Raw genomic sequence first — 20,874 nt, forward strand, 5'->3', positions numbered from 1 at the left:
GTATTTTAATATGATTTTACCTAGTAGATACAAGGAGGTTTTCAATGCAAGAACTTTTAAAAATCAAAAATATATTTAACTGCTTAATAAAAACATCTAGTAGAAAAGAAAAAATAAATATACTAGAGCAAAATAAAAATAATGGTATGTTTGTTGAATGCTTACAGTTCCTTTTAGACCCAAATTTCAAAACTGGTATATCTAAAAAAAAGCTATACAAAAAAATAGGATATATTAAGTGTAAAAAAATGAATAACATCTATGATGTGATTGATTATCTATCTGAAAATAATTTTGGAAGAGATATTGATGTAAAAACAATACAATTATTTTTAGAAAGAAACAAGGAGCTTGAAAACTTTCTAATTGGTATAGCTACGAAAACAACTAAATTAGGTATTTCTTATAAAACTGTAAATAAAGTTATGCCAGGTTTAATTAGAGAAAAAAATAAATAAAAAAACAATTGCGATATAATAGGATGTATAGTATAATAAAAATATAAATAAGAAACAGGAGGATAGTAAAATGTTAGATAAAATTATAGTTGCGGTGGTAGATGAAGAGGAAATGATTTTTAGAACAGAGCTTAAAAAGCTAGAAGAAGGAAATGAGGTAGTTGTATTTGTAAACGGAATGATGAAAATAGCTATATTTAAGAGGTTTATAAATAAATGTGAAGACTATATAAAAGACATAGCTTTTCAAAAAATTGACACAAATAAATATATTGAAGCATTAGAAAAAGAAAAAATAAGAATAATGAAAGAATTTAAAGAAATATGTGACAAAGATAATGAAGTTATAATTAATAAAGAAATAGATGGATATTTAAGAGAATGTGGATTCAATTGTATAAGTAATAAATTTTTAAGAAATATAGATGAAATAGGAATATCAATTTCTCAACAAAGAAGTGGAATTTTAATTGAAATTGCTCATCTAAAAAAAAGAAGTGCAAATAGTACTATAGTTAATGATAAAGATATTATTGAAATAATAAAAGTAATAAATAAAAATCTAACTTTTATGTTTGAATCAAATTAAAGGAGGTGATATGAATTTTTAGATATTTTAGTATGTTAATGTATTACAAATCAATTTTTAAATAAGAGGAGTGATTTAATGATAAGTGTTATTAAAAGAGATGGAAGAATAGTTCCGTTTGAAGAAGAAAAAATAATAAATGCTATAGAGAAAAGTTTTATATCATTAAAAAATAAAGGTCGAAATATAGTATTTGACAAAGAGTTGGCTATTGAAATAGCAAATAAAATAAAAAATAAGCCTTGTGAAAAAATGCATATAGAAGATATACAAGATATAATTGAATTTAGTTTAATGGCTAGTAAAAAGAAAGATGTAGCAAAAGAATATATAACTTACAGAGAGAAAAGAAACATAGCGAGAGAAAGAAAAACCTATAATGATTATATGACGATAGTAAATACTGAAAGCAATGACATAACTAAAGAAAATGCAAATATGAACGCAGATACTCCAGCAGGCATGATGATGAAATTTGCAAGCGAGGCAACTAAAATATTTACTGACCATAAACTTTTATCTGAAGAAGCAAAAGAAGCAATGATAGATAATTATATACATATCCATGACAAAGATTATTACCCTACCAAATCATTAACTTGTATTCAACATCCCTTAGATAAGATTTTTAATCATGGTTTCAGGGCTGGACATGGCTCTAGTAGACCAGCAAAAAGAATAGAGACATCAAGTATATTAGGTTGTATTAGCTTAGAGACTGTACAAAATGAAATGCATAGATAACTGTGCCTATATGTAGAAATATGTATAGAAAACCTCGTGAACCTATTTATCAGTAGGGTGTGTAGTTAACGTATAGTAATAGTAGGAAATGACTATTAATAACTATGCTAACAGGGAAACCAATATCAAAGGCAATCCTGTGCAGTTAAACTTTAAATATGCAATATATACTAAAAGCAATGTTTATTTAGTTATATATTGAAGTTTAGTTGTCTACAGACTATCGAAAAAATATCAATCGCATAAGGATTGTGAGAATTTAGTAGAGTAAGGCTGGAGATTGATACCAGTTTGAAGTGCGAGGGTTCTTAACACATGAAGGTGAAGAACATGATATAGTCGATGTGTTACACAAACACATGGGAGGACAGGCGATACCAGCGTTTGATTTTTATAACGCTACAAGTGTAAGAAAAACATTTATAGAAGAAATAAAAAATATAGAAATAAAGGATGATGTTAATTTATCTCATTTGTATAACATAGAAATAGAAGATTATATAACTAAAGATTTAAAAAGCCTAGATAATGAAAAAAGAAATATACAACATGCTATAAATAGAACAGTATGGAGAGTACATCAGTCGATGGAATCGTTTATACACAATATGAATACAATCCATTCAAGAGGTAAACTTGTTACTGCCTCACTATTATAGAAATATAATATATGTGAGTGGGCAAAATCGGTGAAGGCTGAGATGTTAACACCGAGGTAAGTTAAAGGATTAAAGAACTTTAACCACTGTAACGCATAGAGATTGAAACTAGAAATAGAATATAATATCTCCACGAGTGTCCACCATCTTAACAGATAGTTCTGAAGATGAAAATATATGCTAGACTGGACTTGAAATGACAAGTCGATGAAAATGAGGGAAACCTCCAGAGATGTAGATAAAAAACTACATGATAATAACAATCGGGAAATCAAGTTGTATTCAGTTCTATAAATTATGGAACAGACACCTCTGCTGAAGGTAGATGTATAATAAGAGAAATATTAAAGTCTACTTATGAGGGTGTTGGAAATGGAGAAACACCAATCTTTCCAATTCAAATATGGAAAGTAAAAGAGGGAATAAATTACAATCCTACCGACAGAAATTATGATTTATATGAATTAGCATGTAGAGTATCAGCTAAAAGGTTCTTTCCTAACTTTTTAAATTTAGATGCAACTTTTAATAAAAACATTAAGTGGAAAATGTGTGACCCAAATAGATATATTTATGAAGTAGCAACAATGGGATGTCGCACAAGAGTGTTTGAAAATTTACATGGAGAAAAAACAAGTATAGGAAGAGGTAATTTATCCTTTACTACTCTAAATTTAGTAAAAATGGCATTAGAGGCTAAAGAAAAATATCCAGATAATCAAGCTAATAGAGTTGTAGAGTTTTTTATTCTACTTGATAAATATTCTGACGTAGTTGCAAGACAATTATATGATAGATATTTATTTCAATGTACGGCTAAGGCTAAGCAATTTCCATTACTAATGAGCGGATTGTGGAAGGATTCTGAAGACTTAAATCCTGATGATTATGTAAAAGAAGTTTTAAAACATGGGACACTAGGCATGGGATTTATAGGTTTAGCAGAATGTTTAATAGCTCTTGTAGGTGAACATCATGGCGAAAGTGAAAAAGCACAAAATTTAGGTTTAGAAATTATATCGTTTTTAAAATCTAAAGTAGAAAAATATAAAAAAGAATACAATCTAAATTATTCTGTACTAGGCACACCAGCAGAAGGTCTTTCTGGAAAGTTTACTCAAAAAGATAAAAAAATATTTGGAGAAATAAAAAATATTACAGACAAAGATTATTATACTAATAGCTCACATGTTCCAGTTTGGTATAATTGCACTGTTGAACATAAGGCCAAAGTAGAAGCACCTTACCATGAATTAGAAGGTGGTGGACACATATTTTATGTTGAATTAGATGGGGATGCTACTCATAATCCAAAAACTATAATGAGAGTTGTAGATTTAATGAAAAAATACAATATAGGTTATGGCTCTGTAAACCATACACGTAGTAGATGTATGAGCTGTGGTTTTGAAAATGCGGACTCAGAGTTAAATGAATGTCCAAAATGTGGTAGTTGTAACATAAATATAATACAAAGAATTACAGGGTATCTAGTTGGAACTACAGATAGCTGGAATAATGCAAAGTTATCTGAGTTAAAAGATAGGGTTACACATGGTTAAAGATTATATTTATATTTTAGACATAAAACATGACACAATAGTTGATGGGGAAGGGTTCAGAACCTCTATTTATTGTGCTGGATGCAATCATAAGTGTAATGATTGTCACAATCCTCAATCTTGGGATATGAAAAATGGTGCTTTAACGAAAGTATCTGATATCTATAAGGAAATCATTTCAAATAAATTTTCAGATGTAACATTTTCTGGTGGTGATCCATTTCTACAGCCACAAGGTTTTATTCAACTGGCTAAATTAATTAAGAAAAATACAAGAAAAACAATATGGTGTTACACGGGTTTTAAATTTGAAGAACTTTTAATACACAAAGAAAAATTAGAACTATTGAAATTAATAGATGTTCTTGTAGATGGTAAATTTGAAAAAGACAAAAAAGAGTTAGATTTAATTTTTAAAGGTTCATCAAATCAAAGAATAATAGATATTAAAAAATCATTAAAAGAAAATCAAATAGTATTGTATGAATAAGAGGGATTCTTCCCTCTTTGGAGGTGATTAGTTTGACTAAAGAAGAGTTTATGGTTAGATTTCTTAAAGAGCAACAAAGAAGAAAAAAGATGCTAGAAAATGATTTCATAGATTTTAAATCTAATATTAGATTTAAAACATGGAAAAAGAATAAAAAAAGATAGGTGAACTTAGATGAATAAGATTTATTTTGCAAAAAATAAGAATACAGGCAAATTTTACATAGGTAATAAGGTTGGATTTAAAACGATAGCAGCATTAAAGACTTCACTGATATTTAAAGGTAAAGAAATTGAGCAATATGATTTATATTATATAGACTTAAATTTAAATATTTATAAATTCAAAGACTGGGAGAAGATAAAATGATAAATATAACTAACTATGCATTAAGAAAACACATAGAAAGGATAAGGGAATGTGTTAATTAAAAATATTGGGAGGATTTTATGAAAACAATAAAGTTGACTCAGAAGGAAATAAGAGCTATAGACGCTTATCTGTCATCAAATCCTTGTCGTAGCGGATGTGCTTATGATGAAATGCAAAATTCTAAGAAAGATTGTAATAAATGTAAGCTTGAAGATGCAAAGATAAGTATATTAGAAAAATTAGGTTTATTGAGTAATTCTATATAGAGGGGAATGTTATGAACAATATATTCAAATATGAAGAAAATGTTATAGTGGGAAAACCATTAGTAGACCCTAAAAATATATTTGCTGCTAATGACAAAGAATGGGAGCTTATTAAAGATAAAATATATTATACAGAGGAAAGATTCATACCTAGATTAATGGTAGAATGTGGAATAGTTAAATCTACCTCTGAAGTCAGAAGAAACAAGCCTGAATTATTTTATAATTTAGATAAATTAGATTTTATTAAAATTAAATGGGGAAAGAGATTTTTGTGGATATTGGTAGGTGAGTAACGAAAAAATTTAATTATTAAAAGGAGATAAATATGAAATTAAATTTAGAAACTAAATACAATATATTTCAAGAGGTAGAGTATAAAACGATTAACACATCTGGAATATTTGTGGAAGGGGAATCAAGAGAAGTGATAAAAAAAAGTAGGATAATAACAATAGATATACAAATAGGTCAATATGAGGATATATGTGTTATTTACGGAATGGAAAACGACGACTTTGTTTGCTCAGATTGTATTATAGGAGAAAATTAAGTCAAATGATACTTTCAATTGGAGCAGTACTATGAAAAAAATATAAAAATAAAAAAAGTCTAAGAGAGATTAATATGAAGGGAGAAATGCTATATGCATTTTAATACAGATATTATAGAAAATAAAGATATTATAAATGAGATAATTAATTATTGTGGTGGAGTTTTAAAACTAGAAGATTGGGTCAAGGAAGTTGAAAATAGAGTGATTAATAACATGAAAGAGCTAGAGAAATATCCATTAAAAAGAAATTATATGTTTAGATTTTCAAAAGAAGAATCTCCTAATTTAAGTAAACTCATAGAAATAAAGCTAAGAGATAATTATTTAGAAAAACGTGAGATTTGTAGTTTAGAAAATCTCTTAAGTATGTTAAATGATGAGATTTTAGATTTAAATAAAGAAGATATTTATTATGAAGATAATATTGAATGGATTGAAAATTGCAAAAAAGAATTAATTAAATTAAAGGTAGGGAGTATTTGTATAGACTGGTAGGAAAAATTAAAGGAGTGATATTGTGAGATTTTGGTGCGAGAATTGCAATAAGTATTTTAATGTAGAAGAAACATTACAAAAATATAATTATTATTTAAATGAAGAGATAATGATATGCCCTAGTTGTAAAAAAGATTTAATACCTATAGCTAGAAAAACAGAATTATCTTTGAGCTTTGATGCAGATACTAACCAGTTAACTTGTGTTGAATATGATTCTAGCAATTATGATATTCTTAAAAGTGTGAATATAAATATTGAAGAAACAGCAAAACCTATAATACATTACATGAAGAGCATAAATAAAGAAAGTTTAAATTTAAATGGTATTACAATAACAAGGAGTGATGATATGTCTACAAAAAGTATATTGAAAAATATAGATATAAAAGATGAAAATTCAGCAGAAAAGCTAATATCAGCTTTGGAAGAATCAGAAGATAAACAAAATTCAGATTTAGATAATAAGGATTTAAAGTTATATTACATTGCAGAAGAATTAATTCATAAAGGGGAATTTGTACATTTATATATGCATAGGGTTTGTACTAAAAAAGAAGCTAAAGATTGGGTGGATAGAATGAAAAAAGAGTCTATTGAACAATTAAAAATATCTGAAGAAGATATAGATTATTTATGGTATGAAGCAGTTGATGTAGTTGAAGGAAATTATTATTTAGATAAATATAAAGTGAACTTATCTAAATGTGAGTAAAAGACAGATTTTATCACAAGGGTAGAATAAAAAACTAAGGAGGAAGTTATGGAAAAATTATATAGATTTAGTTGGGATTGCGGAATAGGTGGAGATGTAGAAGGTATATTTATAGCAACAGAAGATGAAGTAGGTTCAGCGATGGATAAAGATGTTTATTTTGGAGAAATATTAGGTAAACACAGTGAGGTATATGGAGTATTAGAAGAACATGATTTAGAAGTTTTAGACGTATCAGATACTACAGTACAAGAATTGAAGAAGGTGTTAGGGCGTAGTATAAGCGGATATAACCCATTAGAATATATAAAATATTAATTAAAACAACAGTTTTAACATGAATATAAAATTTAAAATGTAAAGAGGAGATGAATATAATTACCATTTTTAAGAAGTTGATAAAATCAGAAGATACAAAAAAAGTAAATGATAAAACAATAGAACCCTCAGAAAGAATTTTTAGGTATGAAATAAAAACTAAGGAAAATATATTGTACATTTGCTCGGAATTATTTGTTTATGAAGAAGATACTGGGAGATTATTCTTAAAAAAAACTGTATTGCTGTATAATAAAATATTTAAGAAAATTGTTAATGATTATATTTATAGATTTAGCCTTAAAGGAGGCAGATTTATTAGAATGTATGGACATTCAGAGGAATATATTATGATTTTAATAAAAAATAAAATAGCAGAGCAATATTCTAAAAATAGTAAGATTAAAGAAATGAGACAAAATAGTGAGGTTGAAAAAATGAGACAAGAAATGATAAAACTTGAAGAAAAAGGTAATATTGTTATAGATAGTCATAGTTTTAATAGGTGAGGTGGTACATGTGGGATTAGATTTAGGATTTTATTCAGTAAAAACAAAAATTACAGATTTAAATACTTACTTAAATAAAACAAGAATACAAAAGTATCAAGAATTAAATAAGAATGAAGACGAATTTTATAAATTTGAAGAATTATTAGATATTGACATAGCTTTAGAAGATTGGGCAATTATTCGTATGATGAATAAAGCTAAATCTGAGAAATATGAAAGTTATGAAGATAAAGCTATACTTATTACAAAAGAAGATTTGAAAGATTATATAATCCCTTTTCTTAAACAAAAAGATATAAATTCTAAAATATTTAATAAAGATATAGAATTCTATTATAAAAACGATGAAAAAATGACAATAGACAAATTATATCCAAAAGAATTTTGGGATTTAGTATTAAAAGAATTTCAAGAAATGTTAAATATAATTGATTTTGAAAATCATAGTTTAGTTATTATGTACTCGTATTAAAATACAGGTTTTAAAAGGAGAAAAGATGAAACTATTTAAAATAAAAGTTACACACTTTGCACCAAAGGATATGCACAATTCAATACAAGAGTATGTGGTCTCTAACAACGACAGAGAAGTTTTTGAATATTTAGCTAATGGATATGCCCATTGGAAAGATATAATTGAAAATTATAATGAAGTAGATATAGATACTTATAAAGAAGCATTAAAAATATATGAGGAGATTTACAATAATAAGGGTGATGATAGAGGAGTATATGATTTATACTATGGAGCCACTCAATATTCTTGGGAAGAAGTAGAACTTGTAGATGATTCAGTGATAGAATTAATGATTAAAAATGAATTAGCTAAGAATATAAAGAGGTGTAGAGATGTTAAGAAAAATTGATAGCTTAGATTTAATAATTCCTAAAAGTATATAATAGATTTGTATTTGCTAAGGAATTAGAAATTACTTTAGAAAAATTAAATAAAATGAGCTATAAAAATTAAAGAAGTATAAAAAATGAGATAAAGGAGAATTTAAAATGGAAAAATATAAAATTGAATTTGAAGAAAAAGTGACTTTGAGACATGAAGTTATAATTGAAATTCCAAGTGAGACAAATATAAATGATATTTGTAATTGTATAGAGCAAAAGTGCCAAAGAATATATGATATAGCATCTTATGTAAATGATTATAATGGTAAACAAATAGATTTTACAGAAGATACTAGTGGAGAAACTGAGATAAGCGTAGAAGATATAAAAAAGATATAAAAATAAAGAAGAAAAAGTGAGTGAATAAGAATATGAAAAATATAACTACAAATATGATTCTTATGGATATATCCAAAAGTAATAATATAGAAATTACTAAAAAAATGATTGAAAAATCTATAGACACTTTTAAAAATGCACCAGTTATATATAATCCAAATCAAGAGTTATCAGATTATACAAATCCTTGGGTTGTAAACAGATTCTATAATGAGAAAGTGGTTGGCGTAATAACTAATTCAAAAATAATAGAAAATCAAATTATAGGAGAAGTACTTTGGTGGGATGAATTTTATATTAGAGAAAAATATGATAATTGGTGCATTTCATTAAGTGAAGATAAAACAGAATTTAGATTACTAGGAATTGAAATACTAAAATAAATGTAGGAGGGGGATTATGTTTTATACATTTTGTCAAAATAATAGTGGAGGATATCTAATCAGAAATGATGTAGTAGATGAATATGTAATAATAGAGGGTAATTCAGCAAATGACATAAAAAGGAAAGCGAATAAACTATTCAAAGGCTATTCCGAATATTGTCAATGTTGTGGAGAACGTTGGAGTTATTTATTTAGTGATTTGGATTTAGACATCGAACCTAAAATATATGATAAAGCAGCAAACGAATATAAATCTGATTATAGTGGAGGGAAAAAGATTATAATACATTATGATAGTGGCAGAGTAGAATCCATTGAAATTCCAAGAAAAACTCCTGAACCAATAAATGACAATATATATAGGTTTATAAATGAAAAGAATAAATTATGTATAAAGCAGTATGAAGAAGAATTTGTATTCCCTCAAGATATAAGCGTAGAGATGAAATCAACAGAATCTACTGCTACACGAAAAGGTGCAGGTGCAATTAGTATATTTACAGGTTATGAGATAGTATTTAGTAAAGAGTATATAAGCAGTAATGCAATTCATTTTAATCAAGGGGCGAAAGAAATACATAAAAAGTCAGTATTATTCAAAAGGATAGTTGATTATATAAGGAGCTATAATAATATAATATCTGCTATAGAAAAAACAATAGAGAATTCAGATGAAAAAGAGAGATATGCAAGAGAATATATAAAAATAGTAGACAACATAATTAGATTAACCGAAGAAAACAATATCGAATTTAATATAATTGAAATGGAAGAATCTAAGGTAATTAAAGCAAAAGTGGTGTTTAAGTAACCTAATATTATAAAATCTTAATTTTAACAACTAATTGAATTAAAAAATAAAGAGGCATGGTGAAAATTATGAAAAAATATGTAAAATTAAGTATATTTGCGGAGGGGTTTTACAGTGGAGCAACATATGAAGAGTCATTGTTTTTAACAGAGGATATATGGAATATCATAAAGACAGATATAGAAAAAAAAGAGTTTTTCATTTATGAATTAGATGGGAAACATAGCCGTTGTCAGTGCGACTTTGAAGTTAAAGAATTTACCGAAAAAGAAATAATGGAAGGAAAGTTGGTCAATTGTGATGACGGAGATGACTTATATTTTACTGTTAAAGAAGTAATGAAAAATAATGGGATAAAGGAAGTCGAAGAAGTTATTGATGCAATAGACGGAGAGGTGAGTAATTTAGCAAAGCTTTATCCATTTGAAGATGTAACCGTAACAATAAGAAAAAAAAATAAAGAGAAATTAATGGATTTTGTAAGACAATTACAATAAAATGATACTTTTAATAGGAGGTAAACAAAATGAATAATGAATTGGAAAACTATATATCAGCAGTAAATTATCTGCTTGATAACTTAGAATATATGATAGAAGGTGTAGATTGCGTTACTGGAACAATTCAAGTGAAGAACTTAGATAATCATATCAAATAAAATCTTTTACAACAAATCAAAATTTCTAAAATAAATTCTTATTAATAATTCAATTAAAACTAAAGGAGTGAAATTATATTGAAAAAGTTTTTATTAAAGGGGTTATTAGGAACAATGTTAATAGTCATGTCTGGATGCACAGGAATACAAAGTTCAATAAAAGATACTGAAAGTGATGTATCAGGTCTTAATAGAACTGTAAATGTATATTCAGATAATGGCGAGGTATTAAAAACATATACAAGTAAAAGTATGAGAGTCAAAGATGGAGATGGTGGCACTATAACACTAGATTTTGATGGTAAGAGGGTGATTATATGTAATGCTCATGTAGTAATAGAAGAAAATCAATCTAACAAATAAAGGAAAACTAAATGTTAATAGATAAAGGGGATTATAAATTATATAAAGGTGATTGTCTGGAGGTTATGGATGATCTTATATCATTAGGCGTTAAATTTGACATGATTTTCTCTGATATACCTTATGGAACAACGTCAAGAAATAAGTGGGATGAAATTATTCCATTTGATAAAATGTGGAGTAGGATAGATAAATTAATAAAGCCAAATGGAGCAATCTTATTGTTTGCAGATGAACCTTTCACGAGTAGGTTGATATGTAGTAATATCAAAAAATTTAAGTACAGAATAACATGGGATAAACAATTAGTAAGTGGTTTCTTAAATGCAAAAAGAATGCCATTAAAACAAACTGAAGATATATGTGTGTTTTACAAAAAAACTCCTATATATAACCCACAGATGACAAATGCAAATCCTAAAAATATAAGACCTGTAAGTAAAGAAGGTTATACATCTAATAATTATGGAGGACATATAACAAAACCAAGCGATAATTATGATAATACTAAAAGGTATCCAACAAATTTGTTTAGTCTAAGTAAAACATTAGGGGAGTGCAATAACTTGAATAGAGTTCATCCAACTCAAAAACCAGTGCCTCTATTAGAAAATTGGATTAAGACTTACACAAAGGAGGGAGACTTAGTATTAGATTTTACAATGGGTTCAGGTAGCACAGGAGTAGCTTGTTTAAATACTAACCGTAGATTTGTAGGAATAGAATTAGATGAGACATACTTTTATATAAGTTGTGATAGATTGGAGAACATAGGATAATTATATATTTATTTTCAACATGAACTTTATATATCCAAAATAAAGGAGGAACAAATGTTTAAAGTCTTAAAAATAATTCTTATAATAATTTGGGTAGTAGATATTTTAAACTTCCCACAATTTCAATTCTTGGATACAACATATCCAATAAATACATTAGCATGGTTGCTAATCTGGATTCTTATACCATCAAGTAGTATGTATATCAATAAAAAAGAATAAAAGAAAGGAGTATTGATTTGATTTTAAATTTGATTTTAAAAATTGCAGCAATTTTTAATTTAGGTTGTATGGGAGCTAATTATTTAGGGGGAGATGCTAATGGAATAATAGTTAATGGATTTTGTGCTGTAGCATTATTATTATCGAGTAATAACTTAGATTAAAAGTATTATTTTAAGGAGATTAAAGATGAAAAAAGTAGATGTACTAGGAAATGAGAAATTTGATATAAAAAATTATAACATTATATGTGCCATATCAATGAATCATAATAAAGACCAAAATCAATTTGACCAATATAGACTATATGATGCTCATTGTAATTTAGTTGAGATAGATAAAACATTAAAAGAATATGGTTATGGATATATTTTAACCCATACATACCAAAATGGATGGGATTCATGGGGCGACGAGTATGCTTGTACTGTAAAGGATATTAAAAATATAATAAAAAATGCTAAAAATAAAGAGCATTTATTTATAAAAGCACTAGAAGAATATTTTGGAAAACAAGATTAAAATATTGAGGAGGTATTTATATTTGTTTAAAAGGATAAAGAAGAAAAGGAATAACATTAACCATATAGCTTCAATTACTATTTTTATACTAGGATTTATAATAGCAGCATATGTAGGAGGAAAAGTATTTTTTTTAGATGGATTCGTAAATACAATTAATCTGTTAAAATCTAGCGATTATAATGCATTAGAGCTAGGAAAAAATATTTTAAGAATATTGGTAGCTTATCCTATATGTGGAGTTATAAATGCCATATTTATATTTATAGCTGTAGCAGTAAATGAAATGTTAGACAAATAGAGGTGATATTTATAAGTAGTACAAACAGAAGTGATGCTAGGGATTTTCATGTAAGTGATTACTATAGGACTCCGATTCCTAAAATCAAAGAGTTCTTAAATGAGTTCAGTAAGCATGAAAATATATTCAATTCAAAAATAAGTATATTAGACCCTTGTGCAGGTGGAGATAATACAAATTCAATGAGCTATCCAACTGCAATTCAAGAATTTTCAAATCAAGAAATTGCAATAGATACAGTAGATATAAGATATGATTCAAGAGCAAATCTAAAGCAAGATTACCTAGAATTTCAACCTGAAGAAAAATATGATGTAATTATTACTAATCCTCCTTTTAACATCGGCTTAGACATAATTAATAAAGCTTTAAACGATGTAAAAGAAGATGGTTTTGTTATTATGCTGTTAAGACTGAATTATTTAGGAGGTAAGATAAGGCAGGAACTATGGCAGAATAATATGCCTAAGTATATCTTTGTTCACAACAAAAGGATGAGCTTTACAGATGATAAAAAGACAGACAGTATAGAATATGCTCATTTTGTATGGCAGAAGGGATACAATCCAAATTTTTCAAAATTAAAAGTATTAATAAGTCGATAGTATAGAGGAGTAAAATGAAAATTAAATATGTGGTATTTGAGGGAGAGATTACATCAAAAAATGATGGTCAAAAACATTTTATAAATTTTAGGGATTTAATTAAACTATACGGAGTGTCTCCAAGAGAATGTATAAGAGCAAAGGATTATTACGAGAGAGATGGTTTAGACCTTAAAGATATAGAATTTCTATGTCCAAGGAATGATGGGAAATATGAACTATAAAATCATGGTTTTTAATCTAAAATACATATCTAAAATTCAATTCAAATTACTATCAAAAAAACAAAATCTTATTTAAATCTGTAATAAAAATCCAAATTTTAAAAGGAGTGATATTTATAGAAAAGAGTATAAATGTGTTGAGCCTATTTGACGGAATGAGTTGTGGTCAAATCGCCCTAGATAAATTAGGTATTGATGTTAATAATTATTTTGCGTCCGAGATAGATGATAAGGCTATAGCGGTAACAAAATATAATTATCCAAACACAAAGCACTTAGGAGATGTATTAAATTTGAAAAGTGACACATTACCAAAAATAGATTTGCTGATGGGTGGAAGTCCATGTCAAGGGTTTAGTGTAGCTGGAAAGAAGCTTAATTTTAAAGATGATAGAAGTAGGTTGTTTTTTGAATTTGTTAGATTAAAAAATGAGTTAAATCCAAGTTATTTTTTATTAGAAAATGTACGAATGAAGGATGAAATAGCAGATGTTATTGATTTGCTATTAGGAGTAAAGAGAATATACATAAACAGTAAAGATTTTACAGGTCATATTAGAAAGAGATATTACTGGACTAATATACCTATTAAAAAATGGGAAGTCAAAGATATTAGGTTAAAAGATATAATAGACGAGAATATTCCTTTTGATAAAGATATAAATTTTTTCTTAGATAGAACGATATACAATCCAAGTAAAAGCAATGATGGAATTATAACAATAAACCCAAAAGATATAAACGGGAAACAAACATGGCAAAGAGGCAGAGTCTATGATATAGAAGGCAACTGTCCAACTATATGTGCTTCTTTATTTGACTTAAACATAACAAAAGACCATAAAAAATATAGAAAATTAACAATAGAAGAATGTGAAAAATTACAAGGCGTGCCAAAGGGATATACATCTATTGTTTCTAAGAACAATGCAGGCAAGATGCTTGGGAACGGATGGACTGTAGATGTTATTAAACACATACTAAGAAAAATTAAACAGTAAAAGATTTAAAGGAGAGGATATTTATAAAAGAATTAAAATTACTAAGTTTATTTTCAGGAATTGGGGCATTTGAAAAAGCACTAGGAAATATTAAGGTAAGGTATAAATTAATAAATTATTGTGAAATTGATAAATATGCAAGTAAATCATATTCAGTTATACACGATGTAAGTGAAGACATGAATTTAGGTGATATAACAAAAATTGATATATCTAAGCTTGCACAAGATGTAGATATAATTACCCACGGAAGTCCATGCACGAACTATTCTGTGGCTGGAAAAGGAGATGGAGGAGACAAAGGAAGTGGTACTGCGTCTTCTCTGATGTGGAATACAGTCGAAATAGTTAAATATATTAAACCTAAATATGTAGTTTGGGAAAATGTAAAGAATGTACTAAGTAAAAAACATAAACATAATTTTGAACAGTATATAAATGATTTAAAAGGATTAGGATATACCTCATATTATCAAATCTTAAATGCGAAGGATTTTGGAATACCTCAAAATAGAGAAAGAATTTTCTGCATATCAATACTAGGAGAACACACACCTTATGAATTTCCAATAGGTTTTACATTACAATATAGATTAAAAGATTTCCTTGAAAAAGAAGTAGATGAAAAATATTATTTATCGAAAGAAATACAAGATAGATTTACTAAATTTCCAACGGATAGGTTAAATAATGATGATTTAGAAGTTATTGGAACTACTGCACCAAATCCATATAATAAAAATGGAGATTTGATATTTGATAAATGTACATCTGCATGGTGTTATAATCCTAATAAATGTATATCAACCCTGTCAGCAAGAGATTATAAACAGCCAAAGCAAATTATAGATAAGATAATTAAAGAAGGTAATGTGTCGCAGTATCCAAAGTCTCAAGCAGGTCAAGTTGTATCAGATAAAGGATTATCTACGACTCTATGTAGTGGGACACATGGATATGCTATGGGATATATTAAAGAAAATAATGTGTCTAATGGAGCTATAAGAGGAAGATATGATGAACAAGGTAATATTGAACAGAAATTAGAAATGAGGAGTATTGAACAGAAATTAGAAATGAGGAGTGATGAATGTTCTAATACAATAACTACAGTTCAAAAAGATAATGTTATTATTGAGCCTAAAATAAATCAAGTAGGAGAATTAGATATAAAGGGATATGATTTATTAAAAAGAGTTTATGGAGATAATGGATTATCTCCAACATTAAATGCTATGACTGGAGGAAATAGGCAACCTAAGATATTGGAGGACAAACCAATTAAAGAAGGATATTTTACATATCCAAATAGTAATAAAGCCCATCAAAGTAATACTTGCTATAATTCTAAAGGATTAAGCCCATCTTTAGATACTTGTCAAGGTGGAAACAGGCAAACCAAAATAGTAGAAAGTGTAGATAACGATTTTAAAATAAGAAAACTCACACCAAAAGAATGTTGGAGATTAATGGGCTTTGATGATGAAGATATAGAGAAATGTACAGAAGCCAAGATGTCCAATACACAACTCTATAAGCAAGCAGGTAATTCAATTTGTGTATCAGTCTTAGAAGCAATATTCAAAAAACTATTACAAAAACATATAGATAATTAAATGGTTATAAAATGTCAGTTTTAAAAGGAGGATTAATTGAGATATAATAATTATCATAGCCATAAAATATACTCAAATATAAGGTCTTTAGATGTAATTACCAAGCCACAACAATATATAGATAGGACAATAGAGCTTGGTCATACTACATATTTTACAACAGAACATGGATATCAGGGAAATGTACATGAAGCAAAAACTTTATGTGATAAAAACAATTTAAAGATGATTGTTGGAGCAGAGTTTTACTATGTAAATGATATAAATGAAAAAGATAGAGGGAACTATCACCTAATAGTAATTGCTAAAAATAATAATGGCTATAAGCAAATAAATAAAGCTTTAAGTTTAGCTAATACAAATGGGTATTACTATAAACCTAGAATAGATGAAAAGATACTATTTGAGATATTTAAACCAGAGGATGTGGTTATTACTACTGCATGTGTAGCTGGAGTATTAAAACTTGAAAATAGAGAAGAACTAATAATAAAACTAAAGAGTCATTTCAAAGATAATTTCTTTCTTGAAGTGCAATCCCATCCTCATAAAACTCAAGCTTTACATAACAAAGATGCTTTAGAGTTAAGTAACAAATATAATATAGATATAATACATGCCAATGATAGCCATTATATTTATCCAGAAGAATCAAAATATAGAACTAAATTTCTTAAAGCTAAAGGTATAAATTATCCTGAAGAAGATGGATTTATTTTAGATTATCCAAATTCAGATGATATATTTAAAAGATATGAAAAACAAAATGTATTAACAAAGCAAGAAATTGAAATAGCATTAAAAAATACTCTAATATTTGATGAGTGTGAAGAAGTTACACTGATAAATGAAGATATAAAGTTACCATCAATATCTAAAAATCCAAATAAAGAACTGAAAGAGATATTAAATAAAGAATGGTTAGAGAAAAGAAAAAATATACCTGAAAATAGATGGAATGAATACTTAGATGCTATAATATATGAATTTGATATTATAGAGAAAACTCATATGGAGGATTATTTTATTATAGATTATAAAATAGTTCAAAGAGCCAAACAAAAATATAATGGTCTTCTTACTAAAACGGGGAGAGGTTCAGCACCTTCATTTATAATAACTAACCTTTTAGGGCTTACTGAAATAGACAGATTAAATGCTCCAGTACCATTATTCCCTACTAGATTTATGAGTGTTGAAAGAATACTATCAGCGAAATCTTTACCAGATATAGATTTAAATGCTGAAGATGCAGAACCATTTATACAAGCAACTAGAGACTTGCTAGGAGAAAAAAATTGTGCTTGGATGATAAGTTATAAGCCGTTACAAGATGCATCAGCATTTAGATTATGGTGTAAAGCAAATGATATGAAATTATCAGAGTATGATGAAGTGGCTAAAAACCTAGATAAATATATAAATGATGATTCTTGGAGAGATATAATAAAGGAATCAAAGGTATTTGTAGGAGTAGTAGAAAGTGTTTCTTTCTCACCATGCTCTATGCTTATATATGACAAAGCAATTGATGAAGAGGTTGGATTACTAAAAACTAAGGATGGCATATGTTGTAATATAGATGGATATTATTGTGATAAATATAAGTACTTAAAAAATGATTATTTAACAGTTAAAGTATGGTCACTAATCAGAAAAACTTGTGAATTGGCAAATATTAATATTCCTACAATTGAAGAGTTGAATAGTTTATTAGATAGTAAAACCTATGAGATATATAAGAATAAATTAACTTGTACTATAAATCAAGTAGACTCAGACTATGCGACAAACCTAGCATCTAAATACAAAATATCAAGTGTGGCTGAAACAAGTGCGTTTGTAGCTAGTATTAGACCAGGCTTTGCATCTTTATTAAATAATTTTATTAATAGAAATCCTTATACCACTAATGTGAAAGAATTAGATAAATTACTAGAAGATAGTTACCATTACCTTATGTATCAAGAGTCTATAATGAAGTATCTAATATGGTTAGGGATAGAGGAATCTGAGAGCTATGATATTATAAAGAAAATAGCAAAAAAGAAATTTAAAGAAAAAGAGTTAAAAGAATTGCATACTAAACTAAAAAATAACTGGATTAAAAAAGTCGGAACTGAAAATAATTTCGAGGACACATGGCAAGTTGTAAATGATGCCACCTCGTATTCCTTTAATGCTTCACATAGTCTTTCATACGCATATGACAGCTTATATTGTGCATACCTTAAGTCACATTATCCATTAGAATATTATACTGTAGCATTCAACTTATATAATGAAGATACAGAAAGAACAAGAAAATTAACAGATGAAATAAAGTATTTTGGTATTAAGTTAGAAAATCCTAAATTTAGATTCTCAAAATCTGAATACTTCTTTAATAGAGATAAAAATAGTATTTACAAGGGAATTGAATCCATTAAATTTTTAAATTCTGATATAGGAGAATATCTATATTCTCTTAAAGATAATAAATATGATTCATTTTTAGAGCTATTGAATGACTTACAAGGACATATAAACTCTAAACAATTATCTATACTAATTAAATTAGATTTCTTTGAGGAATTTGGAAAGTCCAACAAACTTTTAGAAACTTATGATATCTATAACTCAATATATAGTAAAAAACAATTTAAAAAAGATAGTTTACCATGCAAAATGGAAATTATGAGGAAATATTCTAATAAAGAAACAGAAAAAATATTTAAAGAAGTTGATACAAAAAAATTATGTTCATATCTCGAAAGTCAAATTGAAAATACTGATATACCAATCAATGAAAAAATACAAGCTTATTTTGAATTTGTGGGTTCGTGTGACATAAAAGATAGTAATTCAAATCCAAGATATTGTTTAGTAATAGATATAGATACTAAATACTCTCCTAAAGTCACATTGTATAATATAAATTCAGGTAATACAAAAATTTTCAAAGTAAATAAAGCTATTTTCGAGGATAATAAAATTGGCATTTATGATTTAATATATTTAAAATCAACTAAAGAAAAAGCTAAAAGTAAAAAAGTAAATGGAAAATGGATTAAAAGTCATACAGAGACAGAATGGTGGATTCAAGAATATTGGAAAATAGAAAATTAAAAATATGACCTCGTATATGACTTTCTAAGGCTTTGTATAAAATACTGTTTATATTTATACCTTATAATCTCAAAATGGCGTATACGAGGCAAGCGAAAGGTAGTGATTTCAATACTTATAGATGAACAAAGACACTATGATTTATTAGAAAAAAATAGAGAATTAAGTATAAAAATTGATGAATTAAATGAAGAAATACTCTTTTTAAAAGAAGAGAATAAAGAGTATGAAGAAGTTTTGGAGAAGTGGCAAAATGTAAAAGAAGAAATTAAATCTGCATATGAAATTAGAAGAAGATTAAATAGGAAATATGGGAAGTTAGAAATGATATGGCGCAAAATTGAGGATTTGTAATGAAAACAAATAAAATATATGAAAAAAATGAATACATTATTATTAAAGTCCGAAATGGATATATTGTCTATAATACTAATAAGATATTTGGAGAAGGTCATACACATCTTAAGTGTTATAATGCTGCTAAAACTGCAATTGATTTAGCTATTAGAAAAAAGATACCAAGAAGTTATTCAATGTATTTTCTTGAAAGCTTAATAAGAATATCAGATGATATATCTTATAAGGAATCTATAAAAAATATAATGAATACAAGAAATTCTAAGGGTTATAAAGAAAAATATGTAAACTTGAAAAAATAAATAAAAAAGTAGTTGCGATATAATAAGATATATATTATAATAAAGATATAGAAAGGGGATTAAAGTGGATTGTAAATTTAAACAAAGATGTGAAAATAAAAATAGCGATTGTGATTATTGTTGTTATAATCCAAGTGCATATTTAGAAGATGCATTTGAATGGAATGGAGAAGGGGAAGAGCCAACTCAACAGGAATTTGCCGATGCTATTGAAGAGTAAAAGAGCGTTTAAAATAATAATTTTAATATGATTGGAGGTATATATGAGGTGGAGAAACATAATTATAACAGGAGTTTTAGTAGTCGGAAGTACTATAACTATATTTGCTAATACAGAAGAAATTAACACTAGTAATATAAATAAAAACGTAATACTAGATACAACTAAGAATATTGACTTAATGTATAAATACGAATGGGAACAATGCAAAAATAGTAAAGAATATAAGTTGGAAATAAAAAAAATGAACTTAGAAAAAGAACTTAATATCAAAATAGAAAAATTAATTCCTACAATATGGGAAGTAAGTTACTATACTTCTTTGAATTGTGAAAATAGTAAACATGGAGCTGTGACAGCTATAGGAGAAAATTTACAATATGGGTTTGTGGCCAATAATCATCTTAAATTTGGAACTAAAATA

Annotated in this window: 37 protein-coding genes; all 37 read left to right on the plus strand. The window is 27.1% G+C overall.

What is annotated here, in order from left to right; all coding sequences use genetic code 11:
* The first annotated feature begins 44 nt into the window (after nt 1–44).
* On the plus strand, nt 45–458 hold the full coding sequence (locus tag IC219_RS19035; RefSeq protein ID WP_227831872.1) for a DNA ligase: 414 nt from the start codon (nt 45–47) through the stop codon (nt 456–458).
* Nucleotides 459–528: 70 nt separating this feature from the next.
* Nucleotides 529–1,047: a hypothetical protein gene (locus IC219_RS19040; RefSeq protein ID WP_227831873.1), complete on the plus strand. Its 519-nt coding sequence runs from the start codon at nt 529–531 to the stop codon at nt 1,045–1,047.
* 78 nt (nt 1,048–1,125) lie between these two features.
* Nucleotides 1,126–1,791, plus strand: coding sequence for an anaerobic ribonucleoside-triphosphate reductase (gene nrdD / locus IC219_RS19045; RefSeq protein WP_227831874.1), 666 nt, complete (start codon nt 1,126–1,128; stop codon nt 1,789–1,791).
* A gap of 296 nt (nt 1,792–2,087) precedes the next feature.
* Entirely contained in the window at nt 2,088–2,450 is a 363-nt protein-coding gene (nrdD, locus tag IC219_RS19050) for an anaerobic ribonucleoside-triphosphate reductase (RefSeq protein WP_227831875.1), read from the plus strand.
* Nucleotides 2,451–2,740: 290 nt separating this feature from the next.
* Nucleotides 2,741–4,012, plus strand: a complete 1,272-nt coding sequence (gene nrdD, locus IC219_RS19055; protein ID WP_227831891.1) for an anaerobic ribonucleoside-triphosphate reductase — start codon at nt 2,741–2,743, stop codon at nt 4,010–4,012.
* Nucleotides 4,005–4,502 (plus strand): anaerobic ribonucleoside-triphosphate reductase activating protein, encoded by a 498-nt coding sequence (nrdG, locus tag IC219_RS19060; RefSeq protein ID WP_227831876.1) that lies wholly within the window; start codon nt 4,005–4,007, stop codon nt 4,500–4,502. Before nrdD (IC219_RS19055) ends, nrdG begins: the two co-directional genes overlap by 8 nt.
* A 32-nt stretch (nt 4,503–4,534) precedes the next feature.
* Entirely contained in the window at nt 4,535–4,666 is a 132-nt protein-coding gene (locus tag IC219_RS21860) for a hypothetical protein (protein WP_255613059.1), read from the plus strand.
* A 10-nt stretch (nt 4,667–4,676) separates the two neighbouring features.
* The gene (locus IC219_RS19065) at nt 4,677–4,871 is read left to right on the plus strand and encodes a hypothetical protein (RefSeq protein WP_227831877.1); all 195 of its coding nucleotides are present in this window, start codon (nt 4,677–4,679) and stop codon (nt 4,869–4,871) included.
* Between the two features lie 80 nt (nt 4,872–4,951).
* On the plus strand, nt 4,952–5,140 hold the full coding sequence (locus IC219_RS19070) for a hypothetical protein (protein ID WP_227831878.1): 189 nt from the start codon (nt 4,952–4,954) through the stop codon (nt 5,138–5,140).
* Nucleotides 5,141–5,151: 11 nt separating this feature from the next.
* Complete coding sequence (locus IC219_RS19075; RefSeq protein ID WP_227853393.1) at nt 5,152–5,436, plus strand: hypothetical protein; 285 nt, start codon at nt 5,152–5,154, stop codon at nt 5,434–5,436.
* Nucleotides 5,437–5,468: 32 nt separating this feature from the next.
* The gene (locus IC219_RS19080) at nt 5,469–5,693 is read left to right on the plus strand and encodes a hypothetical protein (RefSeq protein ID WP_227853392.1); all 225 of its coding nucleotides are present in this window, start codon (nt 5,469–5,471) and stop codon (nt 5,691–5,693) included.
* 93 nt (nt 5,694–5,786) lie between these two features.
* A complete protein-coding gene (locus IC219_RS19085; protein WP_227853391.1) occupies nt 5,787–6,191 on the plus strand; it encodes a hypothetical protein in 405 nt (134 codons plus the stop codon).
* A gap of 22 nt (nt 6,192–6,213) precedes the next feature.
* Nucleotides 6,214–6,906: a hypothetical protein gene (locus IC219_RS19090; protein ID WP_227853390.1), complete on the plus strand. Its 693-nt coding sequence runs from the start codon at nt 6,214–6,216 to the stop codon at nt 6,904–6,906.
* A gap of 48 nt (nt 6,907–6,954) precedes the next feature.
* Complete coding sequence (locus IC219_RS19095; protein WP_227853389.1) at nt 6,955–7,224, plus strand: hypothetical protein; 270 nt, start codon at nt 6,955–6,957, stop codon at nt 7,222–7,224.
* Nucleotides 7,225–7,274: 50 nt separating this feature from the next.
* Nucleotides 7,275–7,733, plus strand: a complete 459-nt coding sequence (locus IC219_RS19100) for a hypothetical protein (protein ID WP_227853388.1) — start codon at nt 7,275–7,277, stop codon at nt 7,731–7,733.
* A 10-nt stretch (nt 7,734–7,743) separates the two neighbouring features.
* Nucleotides 7,744–8,208: a hypothetical protein gene (locus tag IC219_RS19105; RefSeq protein WP_227853387.1), complete on the plus strand. Its 465-nt coding sequence runs from the start codon at nt 7,744–7,746 to the stop codon at nt 8,206–8,208.
* 25 nt (nt 8,209–8,233) lie between these two features.
* The gene (locus IC219_RS19110; RefSeq protein WP_227853386.1) at nt 8,234–8,602 is read left to right on the plus strand and encodes a hypothetical protein; all 369 of its coding nucleotides are present in this window, start codon (nt 8,234–8,236) and stop codon (nt 8,600–8,602) included.
* Between the two features lie 139 nt (nt 8,603–8,741).
* Complete coding sequence (locus tag IC219_RS19115) at nt 8,742–8,975, plus strand: hypothetical protein (RefSeq protein ID WP_227853385.1); 234 nt, start codon at nt 8,742–8,744, stop codon at nt 8,973–8,975.
* Nucleotides 8,976–8,995: 20 nt separating this feature from the next.
* Nucleotides 8,996–9,358 (plus strand): hypothetical protein, encoded by a 363-nt coding sequence (locus IC219_RS19120; RefSeq protein WP_227853384.1) that lies wholly within the window; start codon nt 8,996–8,998, stop codon nt 9,356–9,358.
* A 16-nt stretch (nt 9,359–9,374) separates the two neighbouring features.
* Nucleotides 9,375–10,172, plus strand: coding sequence for a hypothetical protein (locus IC219_RS19125; RefSeq protein WP_227853383.1), 798 nt, complete (start codon nt 9,375–9,377; stop codon nt 10,170–10,172).
* A gap of 68 nt (nt 10,173–10,240) precedes the next feature.
* Nucleotides 10,241–10,669: a hypothetical protein gene (locus IC219_RS19130; RefSeq protein ID WP_227853382.1), complete on the plus strand. Its 429-nt coding sequence runs from the start codon at nt 10,241–10,243 to the stop codon at nt 10,667–10,669.
* A 29-nt stretch (nt 10,670–10,698) separates the two neighbouring features.
* Complete coding sequence (locus tag IC219_RS21865) at nt 10,699–10,830, plus strand: hypothetical protein (protein ID WP_255613058.1); 132 nt, start codon at nt 10,699–10,701, stop codon at nt 10,828–10,830.
* Between the two features lie 78 nt (nt 10,831–10,908).
* Nucleotides 10,909–11,193, plus strand: coding sequence for a DUF5052 family protein (locus IC219_RS19135; protein WP_227853381.1), 285 nt, complete (start codon nt 10,909–10,911; stop codon nt 11,191–11,193).
* A 65-nt stretch (nt 11,194–11,258) separates the two neighbouring features.
* Nucleotides 11,259–11,972 (plus strand): site-specific DNA-methyltransferase, encoded by a 714-nt coding sequence (locus IC219_RS19140; protein ID WP_227853380.1) that lies wholly within the window; start codon nt 11,259–11,261, stop codon nt 11,970–11,972.
* A gap of 54 nt (nt 11,973–12,026) precedes the next feature.
* Nucleotides 12,027–12,194, plus strand: coding sequence for a hypothetical protein (locus IC219_RS19145; protein WP_227853379.1), 168 nt, complete (start codon nt 12,027–12,029; stop codon nt 12,192–12,194).
* A 17-nt stretch (nt 12,195–12,211) separates the two neighbouring features.
* On the plus strand, nt 12,212–12,358 hold the full coding sequence (locus IC219_RS19150) for a hypothetical protein (protein ID WP_227853378.1): 147 nt from the start codon (nt 12,212–12,214) through the stop codon (nt 12,356–12,358).
* Between the two features lie 25 nt (nt 12,359–12,383).
* A complete protein-coding gene (locus IC219_RS19155; protein WP_021425100.1) occupies nt 12,384–12,716 on the plus strand; it encodes a hypothetical protein in 333 nt (110 codons plus the stop codon).
* 22 nt (nt 12,717–12,738) lie between these two features.
* Nucleotides 12,739–13,017 (plus strand): hypothetical protein, encoded by a 279-nt coding sequence (locus IC219_RS19160; protein WP_227853377.1) that lies wholly within the window; start codon nt 12,739–12,741, stop codon nt 13,015–13,017.
* Nucleotides 13,018–13,019: 2 nt separating this feature from the next.
* Complete coding sequence (locus IC219_RS19165) at nt 13,020–13,622, plus strand: class I SAM-dependent methyltransferase (protein WP_227853376.1); 603 nt, start codon at nt 13,020–13,022, stop codon at nt 13,620–13,622.
* Between the two features lie 14 nt (nt 13,623–13,636).
* Nucleotides 13,637–13,846: a hypothetical protein gene (locus IC219_RS19170; RefSeq protein WP_227853375.1), complete on the plus strand. Its 210-nt coding sequence runs from the start codon at nt 13,637–13,639 to the stop codon at nt 13,844–13,846.
* A gap of 137 nt (nt 13,847–13,983) precedes the next feature.
* On the plus strand, nt 13,984–14,847 hold the full coding sequence (locus IC219_RS19175; protein WP_255613057.1) for a DNA cytosine methyltransferase: 864 nt from the start codon (nt 13,984–13,986) through the stop codon (nt 14,845–14,847).
* A gap of 23 nt (nt 14,848–14,870) precedes the next feature.
* Entirely contained in the window at nt 14,871–16,463 is a 1,593-nt protein-coding gene (gene dcm, locus IC219_RS19180; protein WP_227853429.1) for a DNA (cytosine-5-)-methyltransferase, read from the plus strand.
* Nucleotides 16,464–16,499: 36 nt separating this feature from the next.
* The gene (locus tag IC219_RS19185) at nt 16,500–19,571 is read left to right on the plus strand and encodes a PHP domain-containing protein (protein ID WP_227853373.1); all 3,072 of its coding nucleotides are present in this window, start codon (nt 16,500–16,502) and stop codon (nt 19,569–19,571) included.
* Nucleotides 19,572–19,673: 102 nt separating this feature from the next.
* Entirely contained in the window at nt 19,674–19,925 is a 252-nt protein-coding gene (locus IC219_RS19190) for a hypothetical protein (RefSeq protein WP_227853372.1), read from the plus strand.
* Nucleotides 19,925–20,230 (plus strand): hypothetical protein, encoded by a 306-nt coding sequence (locus IC219_RS19195; protein WP_227831995.1) that lies wholly within the window; start codon nt 19,925–19,927, stop codon nt 20,228–20,230. Before IC219_RS19190 ends, IC219_RS19195 begins: the two co-directional genes overlap by 1 nt.
* A gap of 64 nt (nt 20,231–20,294) precedes the next feature.
* Complete coding sequence (locus IC219_RS19200) at nt 20,295–20,450, plus strand: hypothetical protein (protein ID WP_227831994.1); 156 nt, start codon at nt 20,295–20,297, stop codon at nt 20,448–20,450.
* A gap of 43 nt (nt 20,451–20,493) precedes the next feature.
* Nucleotides 20,494–20,874 (plus strand): hypothetical protein (locus tag IC219_RS19205; protein ID WP_227853371.1); only part of this gene is annotated, 381 nt, incomplete at its 3' end.

It is taken from the genome of Clostridioides sp. ES-W-0018-02, from assembly GCF_020658175.1.
In the GTDB taxonomy this organism is placed as follows: domain Bacteria; phylum Bacillota; class Clostridia; order Peptostreptococcales; family Peptostreptococcaceae; genus Clostridioides.